At 64.5% G+C, this 17390-nt stretch carries 21 protein-coding genes; 20 read left to right on the top strand and 1 reads right to left on the bottom strand.

Annotation, left to right across the window (positions count from 1 at the left end):
- Positions 1-149 precede the first annotated feature (149 nt).
- Together IWX62_RS07040 and IWX62_RS07035 are read left to right on the top strand one after the other, a co-directional pair.
- Positions 150-1448, top strand: coding sequence for an ammonium transporter (locus tag IWX62_RS07040; RefSeq protein ID WP_196840650.1), 1299 nt, complete (start codon positions 150-152; stop codon positions 1446-1448).
- A complete protein-coding gene (locus tag IWX62_RS07035; RefSeq protein WP_019482927.1) occupies positions 1445-1783 on the top strand; it encodes a P-II family nitrogen regulator in 339 nt (112 codons plus the stop codon). Before IWX62_RS07040 ends, IWX62_RS07035 begins: the two co-directional genes overlap by 4 nt.
- Positions 1784-1881: 98 nt before the next feature.
- On the opposite strand, the gene IWX62_RS07030 is transcribed toward IWX62_RS07035, so the two are convergent.
- Positions 1882-3252 carry a glucose-6-phosphate dehydrogenase gene (locus tag IWX62_RS07030; protein ID WP_442859244.1) on the bottom strand — a complete coding sequence of 457 codons (1371 nt, stop codon included), beginning with the start codon at positions 3250-3252 and terminating at the stop codon, positions 1882-1884.
- A gap of 167 nt (positions 3253-3419) precedes the next feature.
- On the opposite strand from IWX62_RS07030, the gene ffh reads away from it, so the two are divergent.
- The 18 genes from ffh to dprA all read left to right on the top strand — a co-directional run bounded on the left by ffh (position 3420) and on the right by dprA (position 17387).
- The gene (gene ffh / locus IWX62_RS07025) at positions 3420-4997 is read left to right on the top strand and encodes a signal recognition particle protein (protein WP_196840649.1); all 1578 of its coding nucleotides are present in this window, start codon (positions 3420-3422) and stop codon (positions 4995-4997) included.
- 134 nt (positions 4998-5131) lie between these two features.
- The gene (locus IWX62_RS07020) at positions 5132-5836 is read left to right on the top strand and encodes an alpha/beta fold hydrolase (RefSeq protein ID WP_196840648.1); all 705 of its coding nucleotides are present in this window, start codon (positions 5132-5134) and stop codon (positions 5834-5836) included.
- 150 nt (positions 5837-5986) lie between these two features.
- Positions 5987-6523 (top strand): GNAT family N-acetyltransferase, encoded by a 537-nt coding sequence (locus IWX62_RS07015; protein ID WP_196840647.1) that lies wholly within the window; start codon positions 5987-5989, stop codon positions 6521-6523.
- An 87-nt stretch (positions 6524-6610) separates the two neighbouring features.
- On the top strand, positions 6611-7462 hold the full coding sequence (locus IWX62_RS07010; protein WP_196840699.1) for a VOC family protein: 852 nt from the start codon (positions 6611-6613) through the stop codon (positions 7460-7462).
- A 174-nt stretch (positions 7463-7636) separates the two neighbouring features.
- On the top strand, positions 7637-8056 hold the full coding sequence (gene rpsP / locus IWX62_RS07005) for a 30S ribosomal protein S16 (protein WP_196840698.1): 420 nt from the start codon (positions 7637-7639) through the stop codon (positions 8054-8056).
- Between the two features lies 1 nt (position 8057).
- A complete protein-coding gene (locus IWX62_RS07000) occupies positions 8058-8303 on the top strand; it encodes an RNA-binding protein (protein WP_019482920.1) in 246 nt (81 codons plus the stop codon).
- A 105-nt stretch (positions 8304-8408) separates the two neighbouring features.
- Positions 8409-9050, top strand: coding sequence for a ribosome maturation factor RimM (gene rimM / locus IWX62_RS06995; protein WP_196840646.1), 642 nt, complete (start codon positions 8409-8411; stop codon positions 9048-9050).
- The gene (gene trmD / locus IWX62_RS06990; protein WP_196840645.1) at positions 9051-9860 is read left to right on the top strand and encodes a tRNA (guanosine(37)-N1)-methyltransferase TrmD; all 810 of its coding nucleotides are present in this window, start codon (positions 9051-9053) and stop codon (positions 9858-9860) included.
- A gap of 200 nt (positions 9861-10060) precedes the next feature.
- Positions 10061-10420, top strand: a complete 360-nt coding sequence (gene rplS, locus IWX62_RS06985; RefSeq protein WP_196840644.1) for a 50S ribosomal protein L19 — start codon at positions 10061-10063, stop codon at positions 10418-10420.
- Positions 10421-10441: 21 nt separating this feature from the next.
- Positions 10442-11110: a signal peptidase I gene (gene lepB / locus IWX62_RS06980; protein WP_196840643.1), complete on the top strand. Its 669-nt coding sequence runs from the start codon at positions 10442-10444 to the stop codon at positions 11108-11110.
- A gap of 31 nt (positions 11111-11141) precedes the next feature.
- On the top strand, positions 11142-11966 hold the full coding sequence (gene lepB, locus IWX62_RS06975; protein ID WP_196840642.1) for a signal peptidase I: 825 nt from the start codon (positions 11142-11144) through the stop codon (positions 11964-11966).
- Complete coding sequence (locus tag IWX62_RS06970; RefSeq protein ID WP_196840641.1) at positions 11963-12712, top strand: ribonuclease HII; 750 nt, start codon at positions 11963-11965, stop codon at positions 12710-12712. Before lepB (IWX62_RS06975) ends, IWX62_RS06970 begins: the two co-directional genes overlap by 4 nt.
- 7 nt (positions 12713-12719) lie before the next feature.
- Positions 12720-13046, top strand: a complete 327-nt coding sequence (locus IWX62_RS06965; RefSeq protein ID WP_019482913.1) for a DUF2469 domain-containing protein — start codon at positions 12720-12722, stop codon at positions 13044-13046.
- A 223-nt stretch (positions 13047-13269) separates the two neighbouring features.
- On the top strand, positions 13270-13620 hold the full coding sequence (locus IWX62_RS06960; protein WP_196840640.1) for an ArsR/SmtB family transcription factor: 351 nt from the start codon (positions 13270-13272) through the stop codon (positions 13618-13620).
- On the top strand, positions 13617-14111 hold the full coding sequence (locus IWX62_RS06955; protein WP_196840639.1) for an SRPBCC family protein: 495 nt from the start codon (positions 13617-13619) through the stop codon (positions 14109-14111). The genes IWX62_RS06960 and IWX62_RS06955 overlap by 4 nt, the downstream gene beginning before the upstream one ends.
- 161 nt (positions 14112-14272) lie before the next feature.
- Positions 14273-14629 (top strand): YraN family protein, encoded by a 357-nt coding sequence (locus tag IWX62_RS06950; RefSeq protein WP_196840638.1) that lies wholly within the window; start codon positions 14273-14275, stop codon positions 14627-14629.
- On the top strand, positions 14629-16173 hold the full coding sequence (locus IWX62_RS06945; RefSeq protein ID WP_196840637.1) for a YifB family Mg chelatase-like AAA ATPase: 1545 nt from the start codon (positions 14629-14631) through the stop codon (positions 16171-16173). The genes IWX62_RS06950 and IWX62_RS06945 overlap by 1 nt, the downstream gene beginning before the upstream one ends.
- Entirely contained in the window at positions 16170-17387 is a 1218-nt protein-coding gene (gene dprA / locus IWX62_RS06940) for a DNA-processing protein DprA (RefSeq protein ID WP_196840636.1), read from the top strand. Before IWX62_RS06945 ends, dprA begins: the two co-directional genes overlap by 4 nt.
- Positions 17388-17390: the final 3 nt, after the last annotated feature.

Here is a 17390-nt window from a genome sequence, read left to right as displayed (position 1 = left end):
CACCTGCCCGAAACATAGCTGTCACGCAGTCTTTACCGCAGTGAGAGTTCTGTAACCTCCCGGCAATCAATTCGTTCACGGCACGGAAACACGGCCCGGGCAGACTTGCACTTGCGGGATCTCCCCGCCACTCGCGAGAGGATGTGACGATGGATCTGACAGCAGGTCACGTCTGGGTAATGATTTCGGCCGCCATGGTGCTTTTGATGACACCAGGGTTGGCATTCTTCTACGGCGGCATGACGCGCGCCAAGGCCGCACTGAACATGATGATGATGAGTTTCATCGCCGTCGGTCTGGTCGGCATTGTCTGGGTTCTCTGGGGGTACTCCATGACAGGGGGCGACGGCGTCGCCCAGCTTTTCGGTAATCCCTTCGCCTCCTTCGGCCTCGAAGGCCTGATCGGCACCGAGGACATGATCGGGGCCGGCTACGGGGTCACCTTCGCCATTATCACCGTCGCGCTCATCAGCGGCGCCATCGCCGACCGCGCCAAGTTCGGCGCCTGGTCACTCTTCGTCCCCATCTGGGTCACCGTCGTCTACTGCCCCCTGGCCTTCATGGTCTGGGGCGGCGGACTCCTCAGCGCCGACGGCGCAATCGGCGGCGCAGTGGGTGAAGCCATCGACTTCGCTGGTGGCACGGTAGTCCACATCAGCGCGGGTGTTGCAGCACTGGTGTTGGCCATCATCCTCGGCAAGCGGCAGGGCTTCGGCAAGGATCCTGCACAGCGCCCCCACAATGTCCCCCTGGTCATGCTCGGCGCAGCACTGCTGTGGTTCGGCTGGTTCGGATTCAACGGCGGCGCCGCAGGCACTGCCGAAGAAGCCGGTCTGATCTGGGTCAACACCATGGTTGCCCCAGCCGCCGCAATGGTCGGCTGGCTGGTACTTGAACGCTTCCGTGACGGACGGCCCACCTCCCTGGGCGCTGCCTCGGGTATCGTCGCCGGCCTTGTTGCTATTACCCCCGCCTGCGCCAACGTCAGCCCCATCGGCGCCATCGGCCTCGGTCTGGTCGCCGGTGCACTGTGTGCCCTCGCCGTCGGCCTCAAGTACAAGCTCGGCTTCGACGATTCGCTCGACGTCGTCGCCGTCCACCTGGTGGCCGGCACCCTCGGCACCATCGCCCTCGGATTCATCGCCATGCCTGTTGACGGCGAAGGCGGAGGACTCTTCTACGGCGGTGGCGGCGGCCAGCTCCTGGCCCAGGTCGTTTCCGTCCTGGTAGCCATCACCCTGTCCGCAGTCATGACAGCCATCATCGGTCTCGGTATCCACAAGACCATCGGATTCCGCGTCACCGCTGACAACGAGGTATCCGGCGTCGACCTCTCGGAGCACGCAGAGACGGCCTATGAATTCGGCGGCCTCGGCGTCGGCGGACAGTTCCATCCCACCAACAATGTTGCAGCAACCGAGAGTACTTCGGAAAAGGTGAACTCATGAAGCTGGTAACAGCAATCGTCCGCCCGGATAAGCTCGACGGCGTCCGCGGAGCCCTGGAAACCTACGGGGTACAGGGCCTCACGGTCAGCGGGGCAAGCGGCTACGGAAGACAGCGCGGCCACACCGAGGTGTATCGCGGCGCTGAATACACTGTCGATCTGCTCCAGAAAATCCGCGTCGAGGTCCTCGTCGCAGACGCCTGGGTCACTGACATTGTTGACGTCCTGGTCTCAACTGCCAACACCGGTCGGGCCGGTGACGGGAAGGTCTGGGTGATCCCGGTGGAGGACGCCGTCCGCGTCCGCACCGGGGAACGCGGCGACGCCGCACTCTAAGCCCACCACACCGGTTGAAGTCACCCTTTACCTCCGGGGTCACCGCCGACCAGCGGGTATCCGGAGGTGAAGGGTGACTTCGGCGGTTAAGGACCCGGCTACTTCTCCCAGGTGGCTGGCCCCGACGACCCGGCGGGATATTCGTCCAGCGGCACCTCGTTGGCAGCCCAGGCGTCGAGCACCGGATCCACGATCCGCCAGCAGTCTTCAGCGGTGTCCCCCCGAACGGACAGGGTGGGGTCGCCGGTCAGCACCCCTTCGAGGACTTCACCGTAGGGCAGCAGTTCCGAGGCGTTGAGCTCGGTCTCAAGGACCGCACGGTCCAGGGAGAAGATGTTCCCCGGGCCGTTGACATCAATCTCGAGTTGCAGCGTCTCGGGTCCGAATCCGATTCGCAGCCGGGTGGGCATGTCCTGTCCGGTGAAACCGGTGGGCAGGTGGCTCACCGGTTTGAATGTGACGAGCGCTTCCTTGCGTTTCCCGCCGAGCGCTTTCCCGGACCGGAGGATGAACGGCACGCCGGCCCACCGCGCATTGTTGATCGAGACGGTGATCTCGGCGAGCGTTTCAGTCTTGCGGGTGGGGTCAACGCCGGCCTCGGCAGCGTAATCAGGAATGCTCCGTCCGCCGATGCTGCCGGCCGTGTACCGGGCGCGCCGGGTGCTGTGGGCAAAGTCGGAGTCAACCTCGCTGGCACGCAGCACGGCGCCGATCCCGTCCCTGAGGTCGCGCTCGTGCAGGCTCACGGGCGATTCCATGGCCAGGATGGCCACGGCGTGCAGCAGATGGCTCTGGATCATGTCACGGAGGGCGCCGGCGCCGTCGTAATAGCGGGCTCGATCCTCCAGGGCCAGATCTTCGTCGTACACCACCTCCACCCGATCGATGTGGAGGTTGTTCCAGACCGGCTCGAGCAGGCGGTTGGCAAACCGGAGGCCAAGGATGTTCAGCACCGTGGCTTTACCCAGGAAGTGATCCACCCGGTGGATGTGATCCTCGGGAACCAGGCGGGTCAGCGTCTCATTGAGCCGGAACGCCGCCGCCTGATCGGTGCCGAACGGCTTTTCCATCACCAGCCGGGTGCCGGCGGGCAGGTCGCTGGGGGAGAGCAGCTCGCACGCCTTCTCGCTGATCGCCGGCGGCAACGCGAAGTACAGGGCTACCGGACCCGGCAGCGTGGCGACGAGCCGGGCCAGCGCTCCGGGTGCTGTCACGTCAAGCTGCCGGTATTCGCTCGTGGTCCTGAGCTTGTCGAGCGCCGCCCGGCCGTCGTCGTCGGCGTCCTCGGCCGCTGCGGCGAAGGAGTCCGTGAGCCGCGTCGCCCACCGTTCGGCGGTCCAGTCATCGGAGCCGGCACCCACCAGGTGGAGGCCATCGGCGCGGCCGTGCCGCACCAGCCGGGCGAGCCCGGGCAGCAATAGCCTGCCGGTCAGATCACCCGACGCGCCGAGGATGAGCAGCGTTGCCACCTCCTGATCGGGGGAGAGCGACGTGTGGTCCTGGACTGAATTTGTATGCGTTTCCACAGCACCACCCTGCCACCTCGCCCCCGGGATGTCCCGCAAGCCGCCAGCTGCCCCAGTTGGTACCCTTGATAGCAGATCCATCATCCATCGAGGAAAGCAGTTCACGGCACGTGTTCAATTCACTCTCTGACCGGTTGACAGAAACTTTCAAGAACCTCCGTGGGAAAGGCCGGCTCTCCGAAGCCGACGTCGACGCCACAGTTCGCGAGATCCGTCGCGCCCTGCTCGACGCCGACGTCGCGGTCACGGTGGTCCGCGAATTCACCGCCAAGGTCAAGGAACGCGCGTTGGGGCTTGAGGTCTCGCAGGCGCTGAATCCGGGCCAGCAGGTTGTCAAGATCGTCAACGAGGAGCTCGTCGGCATCCTTGGTGGCGAAACCCGCCGGATCCGTCTCGCCAAGAATCCGCCGACCGTCATCATGCTGGCCGGTCTTCAGGGTGCGGGTAAGACCACCCTTGCCGGGAAGCTGGCCAAGTGGCTCAAGGGCCAGGGCCACAGCCCACTCCTCGTCGCGTGTGACCTGCAACGCCCCAACGCCGTCAAGCAGCTGCAGGTCAATGGTGAGCGTGCCGGAGTGCCGGTCTTCGCACCGCACCCGGGCGTCAGCTCCGAATTTGAAACCGCCACCGGCGACCCCGTCTCCGTTGCCCGGGCCGGTGTTGCCGAGGCACGCAGCAAGCTGTACGACGTCGTCATCGTTGATACCGCTGGCCGGCTGGGCATTGACGCCGAGCTGATGCAGCAGGCGTCCGATATCCGCGATGCCGTCAACCCGGACGAAGTGCTGTTCGTGATTGACGCGATGATCGGCCAGGACGCCGTCAACACGGCGCAGGCCTTCAACGAGGGCGTCAACTTCACCGGCGTCGTCCTGACCAAGCTCGACGGCGACGCCCGCGGTGGTGCGGCGCTCTCGGTGGCTTCGGTCACCGGAAAGCCGGTCATGTTCGCGTCGACCGGTGAGGGCCTGAACGACTTCGAGCTGTTCCACCCCGACCGGATGGCCTCACGCATCCTAGACATGGGTGACATCCTCACGCTGATCGAGCAGGCGGAGAAGTCCTGGGACAAGGACGAAGCCGCGCGGATGGCGCAGAAGTTCTCCGACCAGGAGGACTTCACGCTCGACGACTTCCTGGCGCAGATGCAGCAGATCCGCAACATGGGCTCCATGAAGAAGATGCTCATGATGATGCCCGGCGCCGCCGGGATGCGCGAACAGCTGGAAAACTTCGATGAGCGTGAAATTGACCGCGTTGAGGCGATCGTGCGGTCCATGACCAAGCATGAGCGGGTAGCACCGAAGATCATCAACGGGTCGCGCCGCGCCAGGATCGCCCGCGGTTCGGGCGTCCACGTCTCGGAGGTCAACGGCCTGCTGGAGCGTTTCGGCCAGGCGCAGAAGATGATGAAGAAGATGGCGTCCGGCGGGGGAATTCCGGGGATGCCTGGTATGGCAGGGCCCGGCGGGTTCAACGGTGGGGCGCGCAAGGGCAAGGCTGTGGCCAAGGGGAAGAAGAAGGCGAAGTCGGGCAACCCGGCGAAGGCTGCCCAGGAACGGGTCGACGCCGAGGCCCGGCGCAACCGGCCATCGGTTCCGTCCGGAGCAGCCTTCGGCGCGCAAAACGACTTCGACCCGTCGTCCCTCAACCTCCCGAAGGGCTTCGACAAGTTCCTCGGCAAGTAGCCCGCCCCTGGATCGAGTCACGCGGGGTCGCCCCAAAAACACCCCGGGGTGAGTCAACAGAAATGACCACTTTTCAGCGCGAAAACCGTCATTAGTGTTGACTCATCCATCACGGAAACCCTAAGAACGGCGCAATGACCCAGGAACGACTCGTGTTTGTGCACGGCAGCGGGAGCTTTGGCGCCGCCGCGTGGCCAACCCAGCACGCCCTGGCGAGTAGCTACGACTGCCTCTTCCTGCGCCGCCACGGATTCGAGGCCGGAGCTGACCCGCTGCCCACCAATTTTGTCGAGGATCAGCGGATTGTCATCGATGCCCTCGGCGACGGCGGGCATCTGGTGACGCATTCGCAGGGCGCTATTTCGGCGATGATGGCGGCCGTCGACCGGCCCGACCTGGTCCGGTCGCTGGTGCTCGTCGAGCCCGCTTGCCTGTCCCTCACCGCCGACCTGCCAGCCACCGCCGCTCACCGGGCACTGGTTAGTCCGTTGTATGACCGCCGGGATTCCCTGTCGGATGAAGCGTTCCTGCAGGAGTTCGTGCGCCTCGTGTTTTCCACCGACGCGCGTCAACCGGCCACCTCCGAGGCCCGCCGCGCGGCGCGCCGGATGAGACTGCAGTCGCCGCCGTGGGAGGCCCCACTGGATATCGTCCCCGGAGTTCCGACCTTGATCGTGACCGGTGGCTGGGAGCCGCTCTACGAGGAGATCGCCGACTACCTGGTGGTCACCGGCGCACAGCACGTCGTCGCCCCAGGCGGCCACCGACCGCAAGACACTCCCGAAGGGGACACGTTGCTGCGCGACTTCATCAGTGCGCACGCAATTCCGGTTGACTGAAACACATCCTCCGACTGACACGCCCATCATGGTGGGCAATCCGGGCACCGGACGTCAGCCTGGACTGCGGTGAGCGGCATATCGGCCCGAGATGTCGGGATTCCCACCTGCAGGCTGCGGGCCCCAGCACCCGCCCCTACACTTGACCGCATGATCAGCATCCGCGACGCCGAGCCGCTGGATATTGCCTTCATGCCAGCAATCGAGACGGCGGCTGACTCACTGCTCACCTCTATTGACGGCGCACCCCTGCCGGTGTCGCTACCCGCCGGAGCCTCGCGGACCGAGCTGGCACGCTCGCTCAAACTGCTGGTTGCCGGGCGTCCCTGTGTCGGGTTCGCCCGCCTGGAGGAGCTCGACGGCGGCGCCCACCTTGAGCAACTGGCCGTCCTCCCGCATCGCGCAGGCCAGGGGATCGGCAGAGCCCTGGTCGAAGCCGCAAAGGACTGGGCCCGGTTACAGGGCTACACCTCGATGACCCTGACGACTTTCGCCAATGTACTGTTCAATGCGCCGTTCTATGCGAGCTGCGGATTCGGGCAGGTCACTGACCTGTCCCCGGCGCTGCTGGAGGTGCGACTGCATGAAGAAGCCATCGGGCTCGACCTGATCGGCCAGCGCGTCGTCATGCGCGCAGCGCTGTCGCCGTCAGCAAGTGCCCGCCGCCACCAGGCGGGAATAACTTGAAGCTTCAAGTAGTTGACTCTGATAACGCGTCAGCCAAAGGAGAACCCCGTGACGAACCCCCAGGATCTTTTGCCCAATGACCTGTCGATGGGCACCGTACTGCTCAAGGTCGGCGACCTGCCCAAGATGTCCGACTACTACCAACGTGCCCTTGGACTCGAAGTCATCGAGGAAACCAGCGAGGGCGTCAACCTCGGACGAGCAAACACGCCGCTGATCCAGCTCGCCCCGGCCGAAGGCCTCCAGCTTCCCGCCCAGGGCGAAGCCGGACTGTTCCACACCGCGCTCCTCTTTGACGACCGGTCAGCGTTGGCCGCCACCGTCGCCGCTACGGCCCAGTACGACGCCGGTCTGTACGTGGGCAGCGCCGACCATTTGGTCAGCGAGGCGTTCTACTTCACCGACCCGGAGGGCAACGGGATTGAGCTCTACTTCGACAAGCCCCGCGAGTCCTGGCAGTGGAGCGCCGACACCACCGGAAAGACTCCAGGCAAGTCCGTTGTCATGGACAGCCTCCGGCTTCCAGCCGATGACTACCTGCGGGACCACCTGACCCAGGAAGCGGTGACAGCCCGGAAAATGGCGGCCGCCGTCGTCGGGCACGTCCACCTGCAGGTCGGGGATGTCGAAACGGCCGGCACGTTCTATGTGGACACACTCGGCTTCGAACGCACCGCCGGCTGGCACGGCCAAGCCCTGTTTGTCTCGGCCGGGGGATACCACCACCACATGGCCATGAACGTGTGGAACAGTCGCGGCGCCGGACGCCGCAAAGACACGCTGGGCCTGGGTGAAGTACTCATTCGCGTACCCGCTGAAGACCACGTCGGTGCGCTGGCCGACCGCCTGAAGGTCGCTGGCATCGACAACCACCACACCGGCAGCGAACTACGCTTCAACGACCCGTGGAACAACAAAATACGCGTGGCCGTCAGCTAGCGTGGCGTGATTCGTGCTGGAGTCAGGGATCTGGCACAATAGACCTGTACTCGATCCGGGCAGCCCCTCTCTCTGCGCGCGCATCTTGTCCTTTTGAACCCTCAGAGGTGGCCCGCCCCACGGGAGCACTGAGTAGGGTTCACCCCTTTAGATCATCAAGGAGTGACCACAACAGTGGCCGTAAAGATTCGCCTGAAGCGCATGGGTAAAATCCGCGCACCTTTCTACCGTGTCGTCGTCATGGATGCACGCGCCAAGCGTGATGGCCGTGCCCTCGAGGAGATCGGTAAGTACAACCCCACCGAGGAGCCCTCGTTCATCGAGATCAAGTCGGACCGCGCGCAGTACTGGCTCGGAGTTGGCGCACAGCCAACCGAGCAGGTTGCCGTGCTGCTCAAGATCACCGGTGACTGGCAGAAGTTCAAGGGACTCGAAGGCCAGGAGGGAACCCTGAAGACCAAGGCTCCCAAGGAAACCTTCGTCGCCCCTGAAAAGGGTTCGGTAATCGTTCCTGAAGCCATCACCCCCAAGGCCAAGAAGTCCGACGCCGAGGCACCAGCCGAAGCCGAGGCGGAAACCGCCGAGGCCAAGTAAATTGCTGGCAGAAGCGCTGGAACATCTCGTCCGGGGAATCGTCGACAGTCCTGATGATGTCAAGGTTTCCCTGAAGAACAACCGCCGTGGGGAAACCCTCGAGGTGCGGGTTCATCAGGACGATCTGGGTCGCGTCATTGGCCGGCAGGGCCGCACAGCCCGCGCACTGCGCACCGTTGTGTCAGCCCTCGCCGATGGCGAACCGGTACGCGTGGACGTCGTCGATACGGACCGCCGCCGAGGCTAACAGCGCTTCAGCACACTGCTTCACCGCAGCATTCATTAGGTTTGGCCCCGCACCGGATAATGGTGGAGGGGCCAAATTTATGCCCACCTACCCCAGGAGTGTCAGATGGAAGTACAGGTTGCCAGGATCGGCAAGCCCCACGGTATTCGCGGCGAGGTCACCGTGCAGCTGTTCACCGACGCGCCGGAGGACAGGTTTGAGCCCGGAGCCATCTTTCGCGCCGAACCGGCGACCCTCGGCCCGCTGACGATCAGCGGCGCCCGCTGGAACAAGGACATCCTCATCCTCGGCTTCGACGGGTACGCCGACCGTAATGCCGCCGAAACCCTCCGCGGAGCCAAGCTCTTCATCGATAGCGATGAGGCCGAGGATGACGACGACGACGCCTGGTACGAGCACGAGTTGGTGGGCCTTGAGGCGCGGGTCGGCAGCGACGTCGTCGGCAAGGTCAGCGGACTTCGCACCCTCGAGGTGCAGGATCTGCTGATCGTCGAAACCTCAGCCGGTCACGAGACGCTGGTCCCCTTTGTCAACGAGATTGTGCCCGAGGTCAATGTGGCGGGCGGCTACGTGCTGCTCACCCCACCGGCGGGCCTGTTCGAACTGAACCTGCCGGGCTCCAACCAGGCGGGCCCGGACGATGGAGAGGTCAGCGACCTCGACGACGACGCCCCCGCCGCTGGCGCGTCAGCCCCGGCCGACTCGGCCACCGATGCCGCAGCCAGCACCGAGGGCAGCGGACGCTAGGTGCGCATCGACGTCGTCAGTATCTTCCCGGAGTATCTGGCTGCCCTCGACCTGTCCCTCATCGGCAAGGCACGGCAGGATGGGTTGCTCGATCTGCGGGTTCATGACCTGCGCAGTTTCACCACCGACCGCCACCGCACCGTCGATGACACCCCTTACGGTGGTGGCGCCGGCATGGTGATGAAGCCTGAACCGTGGGCGCTGGCGCTGCAGTCAGTGATCGACGGGTCGCCGGCCGAGGGCCGCCCGGTGCTGATTGTGCCATCCCCGGCGGGAGCGGTGTTCACTCAGCAGATGGCCCACGACCTAGCTGAGGAACCACACCTCGCCTTCGCGTGTGGCAGGTATGAAGGGATCGATGAACGGGTCATCGAGTGGGCCGGTGACCAGTTCGATGTCCGGCCGGTGAGCCTGGGCGACTACGTCCTCAACGGCGGCGAGGTTGCCGTGCTCGCGATGGTGGAGGCTGTGGGCCGGTTGCTGCCCGGGGTGGTGGGTAATCCTGAGTCACTCGTCGAAGAGTCCCACTCCGATGGACTGCTGGAGTATCCGGTCTACACCAAGCCGTCCGACTGGCGTGGCCGCGGCATCCCCGAGGTTCTGCTCAGCGGCAACCACGCGCGGATCGCCCAGTTCCGGCGCGATGAACAGTTCCGCCGCACCGCCCAGCGCCGGCCGGACCTGCTGGAGGGGCTGCCGACCGAGACGTTGAGCAAAGCGGACCTGGCGGCACTAGCGAAGCTGGGATACGTCGTCGTCGACGGCGGGCTGACCCGCCAACCGGTGAACGCCCCGGAAAGCGTTGACTGAGCCAGCCGATCCATATGGCATAATTGAACTTTGTGTCTACTGGGTTGTTCCCTGCCACAGGGGGAGAACTACTGACAGGCTGACACGCCGGCGGCCCACCTAAGGGTTTGCTGGTCTCCTAATTTTCGGCGGACATTGCCTAGGCCTTGACCGTTGTGACCAACGTGAATGACCTGTGGCGTTCACCAGGAGCAACATCCATGCATATTCTTGACTCCGTCGACGCAGCATCACTGCGTACCGACATTCCCGCATTCCGCGCCGGTGACAACCTCAAGGTGCACGTCAACATCATTGAAGGCAAGAACACCCGTGTTCAGATCTTCCAGGGCTTTGTTGTTGGCCGCCAGGGCGACGGGCTTCGCGAAACCTTCACCGTCCGCAAGGTCAGCTTCGGTGTTGGCGTGGAGCGTACCTTCCCGGTTCACTCCCCAGTCCTCGACAAGATCGAGGTCGTCTCACGCGGCGACGTTCGCCGCGCGAAGCTGTACTACATGCGCGATCTGCGCGGCAAGGCCGCCAAGATCAAGGAAAAGCGCGAACCCAAGACCGCCAAGTAACACCCCTTTTTGAACCGCACCATGCCTGGATCAGATCGTCCCAGGCACGCTGCGGGTGCACAACCGGAACGCCGGCCCTTTCGGGGCTGGCGTTTTGTGCTGTCCGCCCTCCTTATTGCAGTGGTGCTGGCCTCGGTTCTGAGGGCGACGGTAGCGGACATCTACTACATTCCCTCCGAATCGATGCAGCCGCTTCTTGAGGAAGGGGACCGGGTTCTGGTTTCCCGGATCGACGGGGAACCGCAGCGCGGAGATGTCATCGTCTTCGACGGCCGGGGGTCCTTCGACCCGATCAGTGGAGGCGGGACTGCCGAAATCTTCGGCACCATCGGTCACTGGCTGGGCGTCTCCGGCAGCGACACCGTCTACGTCAAGCGGGTGCTCGGCGTTGGCGGCGACACGGTGTCCTGCTGCAGCACGCCGGGCGGGCCGGTCGAGGTGAACGGGAACCCGCTCGAGGAGCCCTACGTTTTCCCCTCGGACGCACCCAGCGACCAACAGTTCGAGGTGGAGGTCCCACAGGGTAAATTGTGGGTGATGGGTGACCACCGTTCCGCCTCATTCGACTCGCGGTCGCTGCTGGGGGCACCGGGTGGGGGACTGGTCTCTACCGACCGGGTCCTCGGGCGGGCCGTGCACACGATCTGGCCGCTCTCACGATACGGCCCCATTGAACGTTTCACCGATTGACCGACCACCAACTTGAGGTAGTGACCAGCAGATGGCAACGAGCATCCCCGGCAAGCCCAACGACGACGCTGACGCCCGTCCGGATGCCACCCGCGCTTCGTCGGGCACCCACCGTCGCGGCTCCTCGAAAAAGAAGAAGGCGGACGACGGCGCCCGCGGCCTGGGTGGCTGGCTCAAAGAAATTCTCATCATTGTGGGCATCGCGATCCTGCTGTCCTTCCTCATCAAGACCTTCCTGTTCAGGGCGTTCTTTATCCCGTCAGGCTCAATGGAGAACACCCTCGAGATTGACGACCGCATCTTCGTCAATCAGCTCGTTCCCGCCCCGTTCGATCTGCAGCGCGGCGACGTCGTCGTCTTCCAGGACACGGAAGGCTGGCTGCCCGCACCGCCGCCCGGTACGGGGCCCGGCTCCAACTGGGTCAAAGACGGGATCATTTTCGTCGGACTCCTCCCGGACGATACCCAGCAGCATCTGGTGAAGCGCGTCATCGGGATGGCCGGTGACCGGGTGGTGTGCTGCGACGACGACGGGCGGATCACCGTGAACGGCGAACCACTTGAGGAGCCGTACCTCTTCCCCGGTGCGAGCCCCTCCGACACCGAGTTCGACGTAACAGTTCCTGAAGGAAAAATCTGGGTGATGGGCGATCATCGCAACGCCTCAGCTGACTCGCGGGCCAACATGGACAAGCCGAACTCCGGGTTCATCGACGTCGAAGACATCGAGGGGAAAGCGGCGGTCATCGCCTGGCCGCTGGACCGGGCAGGGTTCCTCGGCAACTATCCTGACGTTTTCGATAGCGTTCCTGCACCATCCGCTGCACCGGACGAGACGGCTCCTTCGTCGCGATGAAGTCAGCCGCTCCGACCCTCCGCTTTGAACGGTCCTTCCTCGAGGCTGGCCACCGGTACCTGGCCGGATGCGACGAGGTGGGCAGGGGGGCCCTTGCCGGCCCGGTCTCGGTGGGACTCGTGGTGATTGATCTGAGCGCCGTGAAAGGGCTCAGGGGAGTCCGCGACAGCAAGCTGCTGTCGCCGGCGGACCGGGTGAAGCTGGTGCCAAGAATCCAGAAGTGGGCGCTGGCCTACGGCGTGGGGCATGCGACCGCGGCCGAGATCGACGACGTCGGACTGATGCGTGCACTGCAGCTGGCGGGAAACCGCGCCTGGGCGCAGGTTATTGTCACTGCCCGGCCCGATGCTGTGATCCTTGACGGCAACGACGACTGGCTGTCGCCGCGTGAGCAAGCCGCCCTGTTCGACGCCGAGACTCTGGAAACCGGGAGTCTCGACGTTGACGCGCTGGACACGGAAATCTTTACGGGATGTGATGTCCCCGTCCACACCCGGATCAAGGCCGATCTGCAATGCCTGAGCGTGGCAGCAGCCAGCGTGCTGGCCAAGGTGGAGCGGGACGCCATGATGGTCTCGTACGCGGCCGATCATCCCCAGTACGGTTGGGAGATCAACAAGGGGTACGCCACCGTTGGTCACCGTGCGGCGATCGACGGACTGGGCCCCACCGGCTTGCACCGCACCACATGGCGGTTGGGGACCAGGGACAGAATCAGCGTGCCGCCGATGGAAATTGGGGGATGATGGGGACATGAGCGCTGAGGATCTTGAGAACTATGAAACCGACATGGAGCTGCAGCTCTACCGTGAGTACCGCGACGTCGTCGGGCTGTTCAGCTACGTGGTGGAAACCGAACGCCGCTTCTACCTGGCCAACCATGTCGACCTGCAGGCACGGTCGGCCGACGGCGAGATCTACTTCGATCTGACACTCCAGGACGCGTGGGTGTGGGATGTCTACCGCACGGCGCGGTTCGTGAAGAACGTCAGGGTGATCACCTTCAAGGACGTCAACGTCGAGGAACTGACCAAGTCAGACGACATCGCCCTGCCCAAAGACGGCCCGCTCGGGAACTGAACCGGTTTCTGGGGAGGGGTGCAGGGCCACCCCGCCCTTAGCTTCCCTCCACCACGAACGCTTGGCCAACCGCCAGCGTCGGGGATAGCGACGACGTCGTCAACCTGGTCGTGCTGGGAGTAACTGGTCGCCGGCTTGTCTGCGCCACCCTGTCCCCGGAGATCGGGGGCGAAAATCCGAAACCTGTTGACGTTCATTTCAGGGTCCGCTAACGTACAACCGTATGGTTGTAGGTGAGTTATCCGACGTCGAAGTGGACCGCCTGTTTCAGGCATTAGCTGACGCTACCCGGAGGGACATTGTCGCCCGGGCGCTGGTCAGTGACTATTCAGTGTCCGGTTTGGCTGCCCACTACGCCATGAGTTTCGCCGCAGTGCAAAAGCATGTGGCAGTTCTGGAACGCGCCTCCCTGGTGACAAAAGAGAAGCGCGGAAGGGAGCAGATTGTGCGGGTTCATCTCGATGGCTTGAGACGGGCACGGCGGCTGCTCGAGGAGTACGAGACGATCTGGCGGCACCGCGTCGACCGGATTTCCGCCATCCTGGCTGAGGAAGAAGGGACATCACCATCATGACCGTTATCAGTTCACACAAAGACCTTGAGGCATTGACCCTCACCATCATTGCCGAGTTTGAAACGAGCGCCGAGCGGCTCTGGCAGGTCTGGGCGGACCCGCGACAACTCGAACGCTGGTGGGGGCCACCCACCTGGCCGGCAACCTTCGACAGCCACGACTTCGTGCCGGGCGGGAAGGCTGGGTATTTCATGACCGGCCCCAACGGGGAGACAAGCCGCGGTTGGTGGAAGTTCACCGCCATCAACGAGCCGACTCATCTTGAGTTCGATGATGGCTTCGCCGATGACAACGGGAACCCGGTGGACGAGCTGGGAACCACCCATGGGGCAGTCACCTTCGAGGCCATCGACGGCGGAACCCGGATGACCACGGTGTCGAGTTTCGAAAGCCTGGATCAGCTGGAAAAGATGATCGCCATGGGAATGGAAGAAGGCATCAAGGAAGCGATGGGTCAGATCGACTCCGTCCTGGAGCGTTCGCCGGTCTAAGGCGATCCAACCTCGATCGCTGCCGGTCGTCTATCTCTGCCGGGCAGTCGTCAGCGGCACCCGTCCTGCACAGGACGGGTGCCGCTGGCTTTTCCCACATAACCGATAGATCACAACACCTCCGGCGCCACCCGTAGCAGGCTGGAACCGGAGGTGTTGTGATGTTGGCGAAAGACAGGCTGGGCCGCAGGGGAGAGGCGCTGGCGGCAGCGTATCTTGAGGCTGCTGGGGTGCACCTGGTGGATCACAATTGGCGGTGCCCGCTCGGTGAGATCGATCTGGTGGCCATTGATGGCTCCACCCTGGTGATCATTGAGGTGAAGACCCGCTCTTCACTGGATTTTGGGCACCCGCTGGAGGGCATCAGTGCGGCGAAGCTGCAGCGGCTCCATCTGCTGGCAGCTCAATGGGCCCTGGCCCATGACCTGCGTTTCCCCGAGGTACGGGTGGATGCTGTGGCAGTGGTCGACGACGGTACCGGCAGTCCACAGATCGAGTACCTGCGGGCGGTGTCCTGATGCCGCTGGGACGCACCTACGCCGTGTCGCTGGTTGGACTCAACGGCTACATCGTCGAGGTGGAAGCCGACATCGGGCAAACCCTTCCCGCCTTCGTCATCCTGGGACTCCCCGACGCGTCCCTGAATGAGGCCCGTGAACGGATCAGGGCCGCCGCCCGCAACGCTGGACTTCCCCTGAGCCGCCGGAAAATCACAGTGAACCTGATCCCCGCGTCCCTGCACAAAAAGGGCTCGGGTTTCGATTTGGCTATCGTGATGGCAGCACTGGCGGCCGCCGGGGATGTCCGCGGCTGCGCGGACACGGTCTTCATTGCTGAGGTGGGCCTCGACGGTCGGCTCCGGCCAGTCAGCGGCGTGCTGCCCGCCGTCATGGCCGGGGTCAAGGCTGGGTACACGCGGTTTGTCGTGTCCGCCGGCAATTACGGCGAGGCGGCCCTCGTCCCGCAGGCTGAGGTAAAGGGTTTCGCCAGCCTGGCCGAGGTGTTCCTGGCCTTCGGGGCTGACGCCACCCAAGTGAGGCTCCCCGAGCCCATCGTGGACCCGGTGCTGCCGCCGCCGCCCGCTTCGCTCCCAGTCCGGACACCGCTCAAGGACATGGCTGACATTGCCGGCCAATCCCTGGCCCGCTTCGCCGTCGAAATCGCGGCGGCAGGTGCCCACCACATGATGATGGTGGGCCCGCCCGGCGCCGGAAAAACGATGCTGGTTGAACGGATGCCCGGCATTCTCCCCGACCTCAACGATGAGGAGGCAATGGAGGTGACAGCCATCCATTCGCTGGGACGGGTCCTCTCCTGTCGGGGGTTGCAGCGGCGTCCGCCCTTTGAAAGCCCCCACCACACGGCGTCGACCGCCTCAATCATCGGCGGGGGAAGCGGCATCCCACGCCCCGGCGCGGCCTCACGCGCTCACCGGGGTGTCCTCTTCCTTGACGAGGCACCCGAATACCAGCGCGGTGTCCTTGAGGCGTTGCGAGAACCGCTGGAAAGTGGAGAGCTGGTGCTGCATCGCTCCGCCGGCACAGCCTCCTACCCTGCCCGGTTTCAGCTCGTGCTGGCATTGAACCCCTGTCCCTGCGGGCTCGCCAGCGGGAAGGGAATTGATTGCGTGTGCACAGCAGAACAGCGTCGCCGATATTTCAACCGCCTGTCCCAACCGCTGCTCGACCGGGTCGATCTTCAACTTGCCGTGGCACGGGTTTCCCTTGCCGATTACGCTGACGGCTCCGCCGCCGAAGCGTCGCACATCGTCGCAGCGAGGGTGGCCGCCGCGCGCGCTGCCCAACGGGACCGTCTTGCCAAGTGGGATGCCACGACCAACGCCGAAATGTCCTCGGCAGTGCTGAACGACGAGCTCAAACTCCCCAGATCTGTGACGGCACCGGTGGACAAGGCCATGGATCAGCAGACACTGACGATGCGCGGCCACGATCGGGTGTTGAGGGTGGCCTGGACCCTCGCTGACCTGGGCGGACGCACCTCACCCATCACCCATGACGTGGACGTCGCTTTGACCCTTCGACTTCAGGAGAGTCCATCGTGACACTGTCAATTGACCCGACCATTGTGGCGCGAGCCGCTCTCTCCCGGCTCTTCGAGCCATCTGACACGGTAGGGCTTGCCCTGACCGTCGCCGTCGGACCGGTCGATGCGTTGAAGATTGCTACCGGTTCCGTAGCCGCAGGACCCCAGGTGGCACGCGAGGTGGCAGGACTGCTCGAATCGCAGGGGATCAGTGGCCGGGCGCAGACGTTTTACGAGGCGTTGGAGCGGTGGAAACCGCGGGTCGCCGACCTTGCGCCGGACCGGGACCTGGCAACCCTCGACCGGCTCGGCGGATTCCTCCTTACCCCTGAAAGTGATGTGTGGCCCGGAGCTCTCGACGACCTGCAACTCTTGGCCCCCTCGTGCCTCTGGGTCCGCGGCGACGTCTCGGCGGGCCTGCCCGAAGTCGATCGGATGGTAGCGGTTGTCGGCTCGCGGGACAGCACAGCCTATGGGGCTGGTGTCACCGGGGACCTCGCCGCCGGCCTCGTCACACGTGGCTACACGGTGGTGTCGGGCGGGGCCTATGGCATCGACGCGCAGGCGCACCGATCGGCGCTTGCCGCGGCGGGAGGGGATCGCCCGATGCCGACCATCGGGGTGACTGCGTGCGGCGTTGACCGCTACTACCCAGCGGGCAACGAGCAGCTCCTCCGCGAGACAGCGCGTCGCGGGCTGTTGATTGCTGAAGTGCCGCCGGGCTCATCACCGACGCGGTGGCGGTTCCTGCAACGCAACCGTCTCATCGCAGCCCTGTGCGCGGTGACGGTCGTGGTCGAGGCCCGGTGGCGGTCCGGCGCGCTGAACACCGCCCACCACGCGGCGGGGTTGGGGCGGGCGGTGGGAGCAGTGCCGGGATCGGTGTATTCAGCCAACTCGGCCGGATGCCATCGGCTGCTCCGCGACGGAAGTGCCGTCTGCGTCACCGATGCCGCGGAGATCGCTGAACTCGCCGGACCGATCGGCGCCATGACCGTCCCAGAGCCCGACCAACAGCCGGCAGTTCACGATGGCCTCAGCGTCGAAGATCTCCTCCTCCTCGATGCGCTACCCGTGCGGACCTCCACTACCGTCGACAAGCTTGCGTCGGTCGCCGGCCTGAGTGTCCGCGACGTCCTGGCGGGACTGAGTCGCCTGGATCTCAGCGCCCTGGCGGAACGGACCGATGACGGCGGCTGGCGTCGCGGAAACACCCAGCGGAATCACCGATAAGAG

It is taken from the genome of Arthrobacter sp. CAN_A1, from assembly GCF_015751665.1.
Classification (GTDB): domain Bacteria; phylum Actinomycetota; class Actinomycetes; order Actinomycetales; family Micrococcaceae; genus Arthrobacter_D.
Note: the sequence above shows the minus strand (reverse complement) of the source record. Positions and strands in the feature narration are given on the sequence as shown.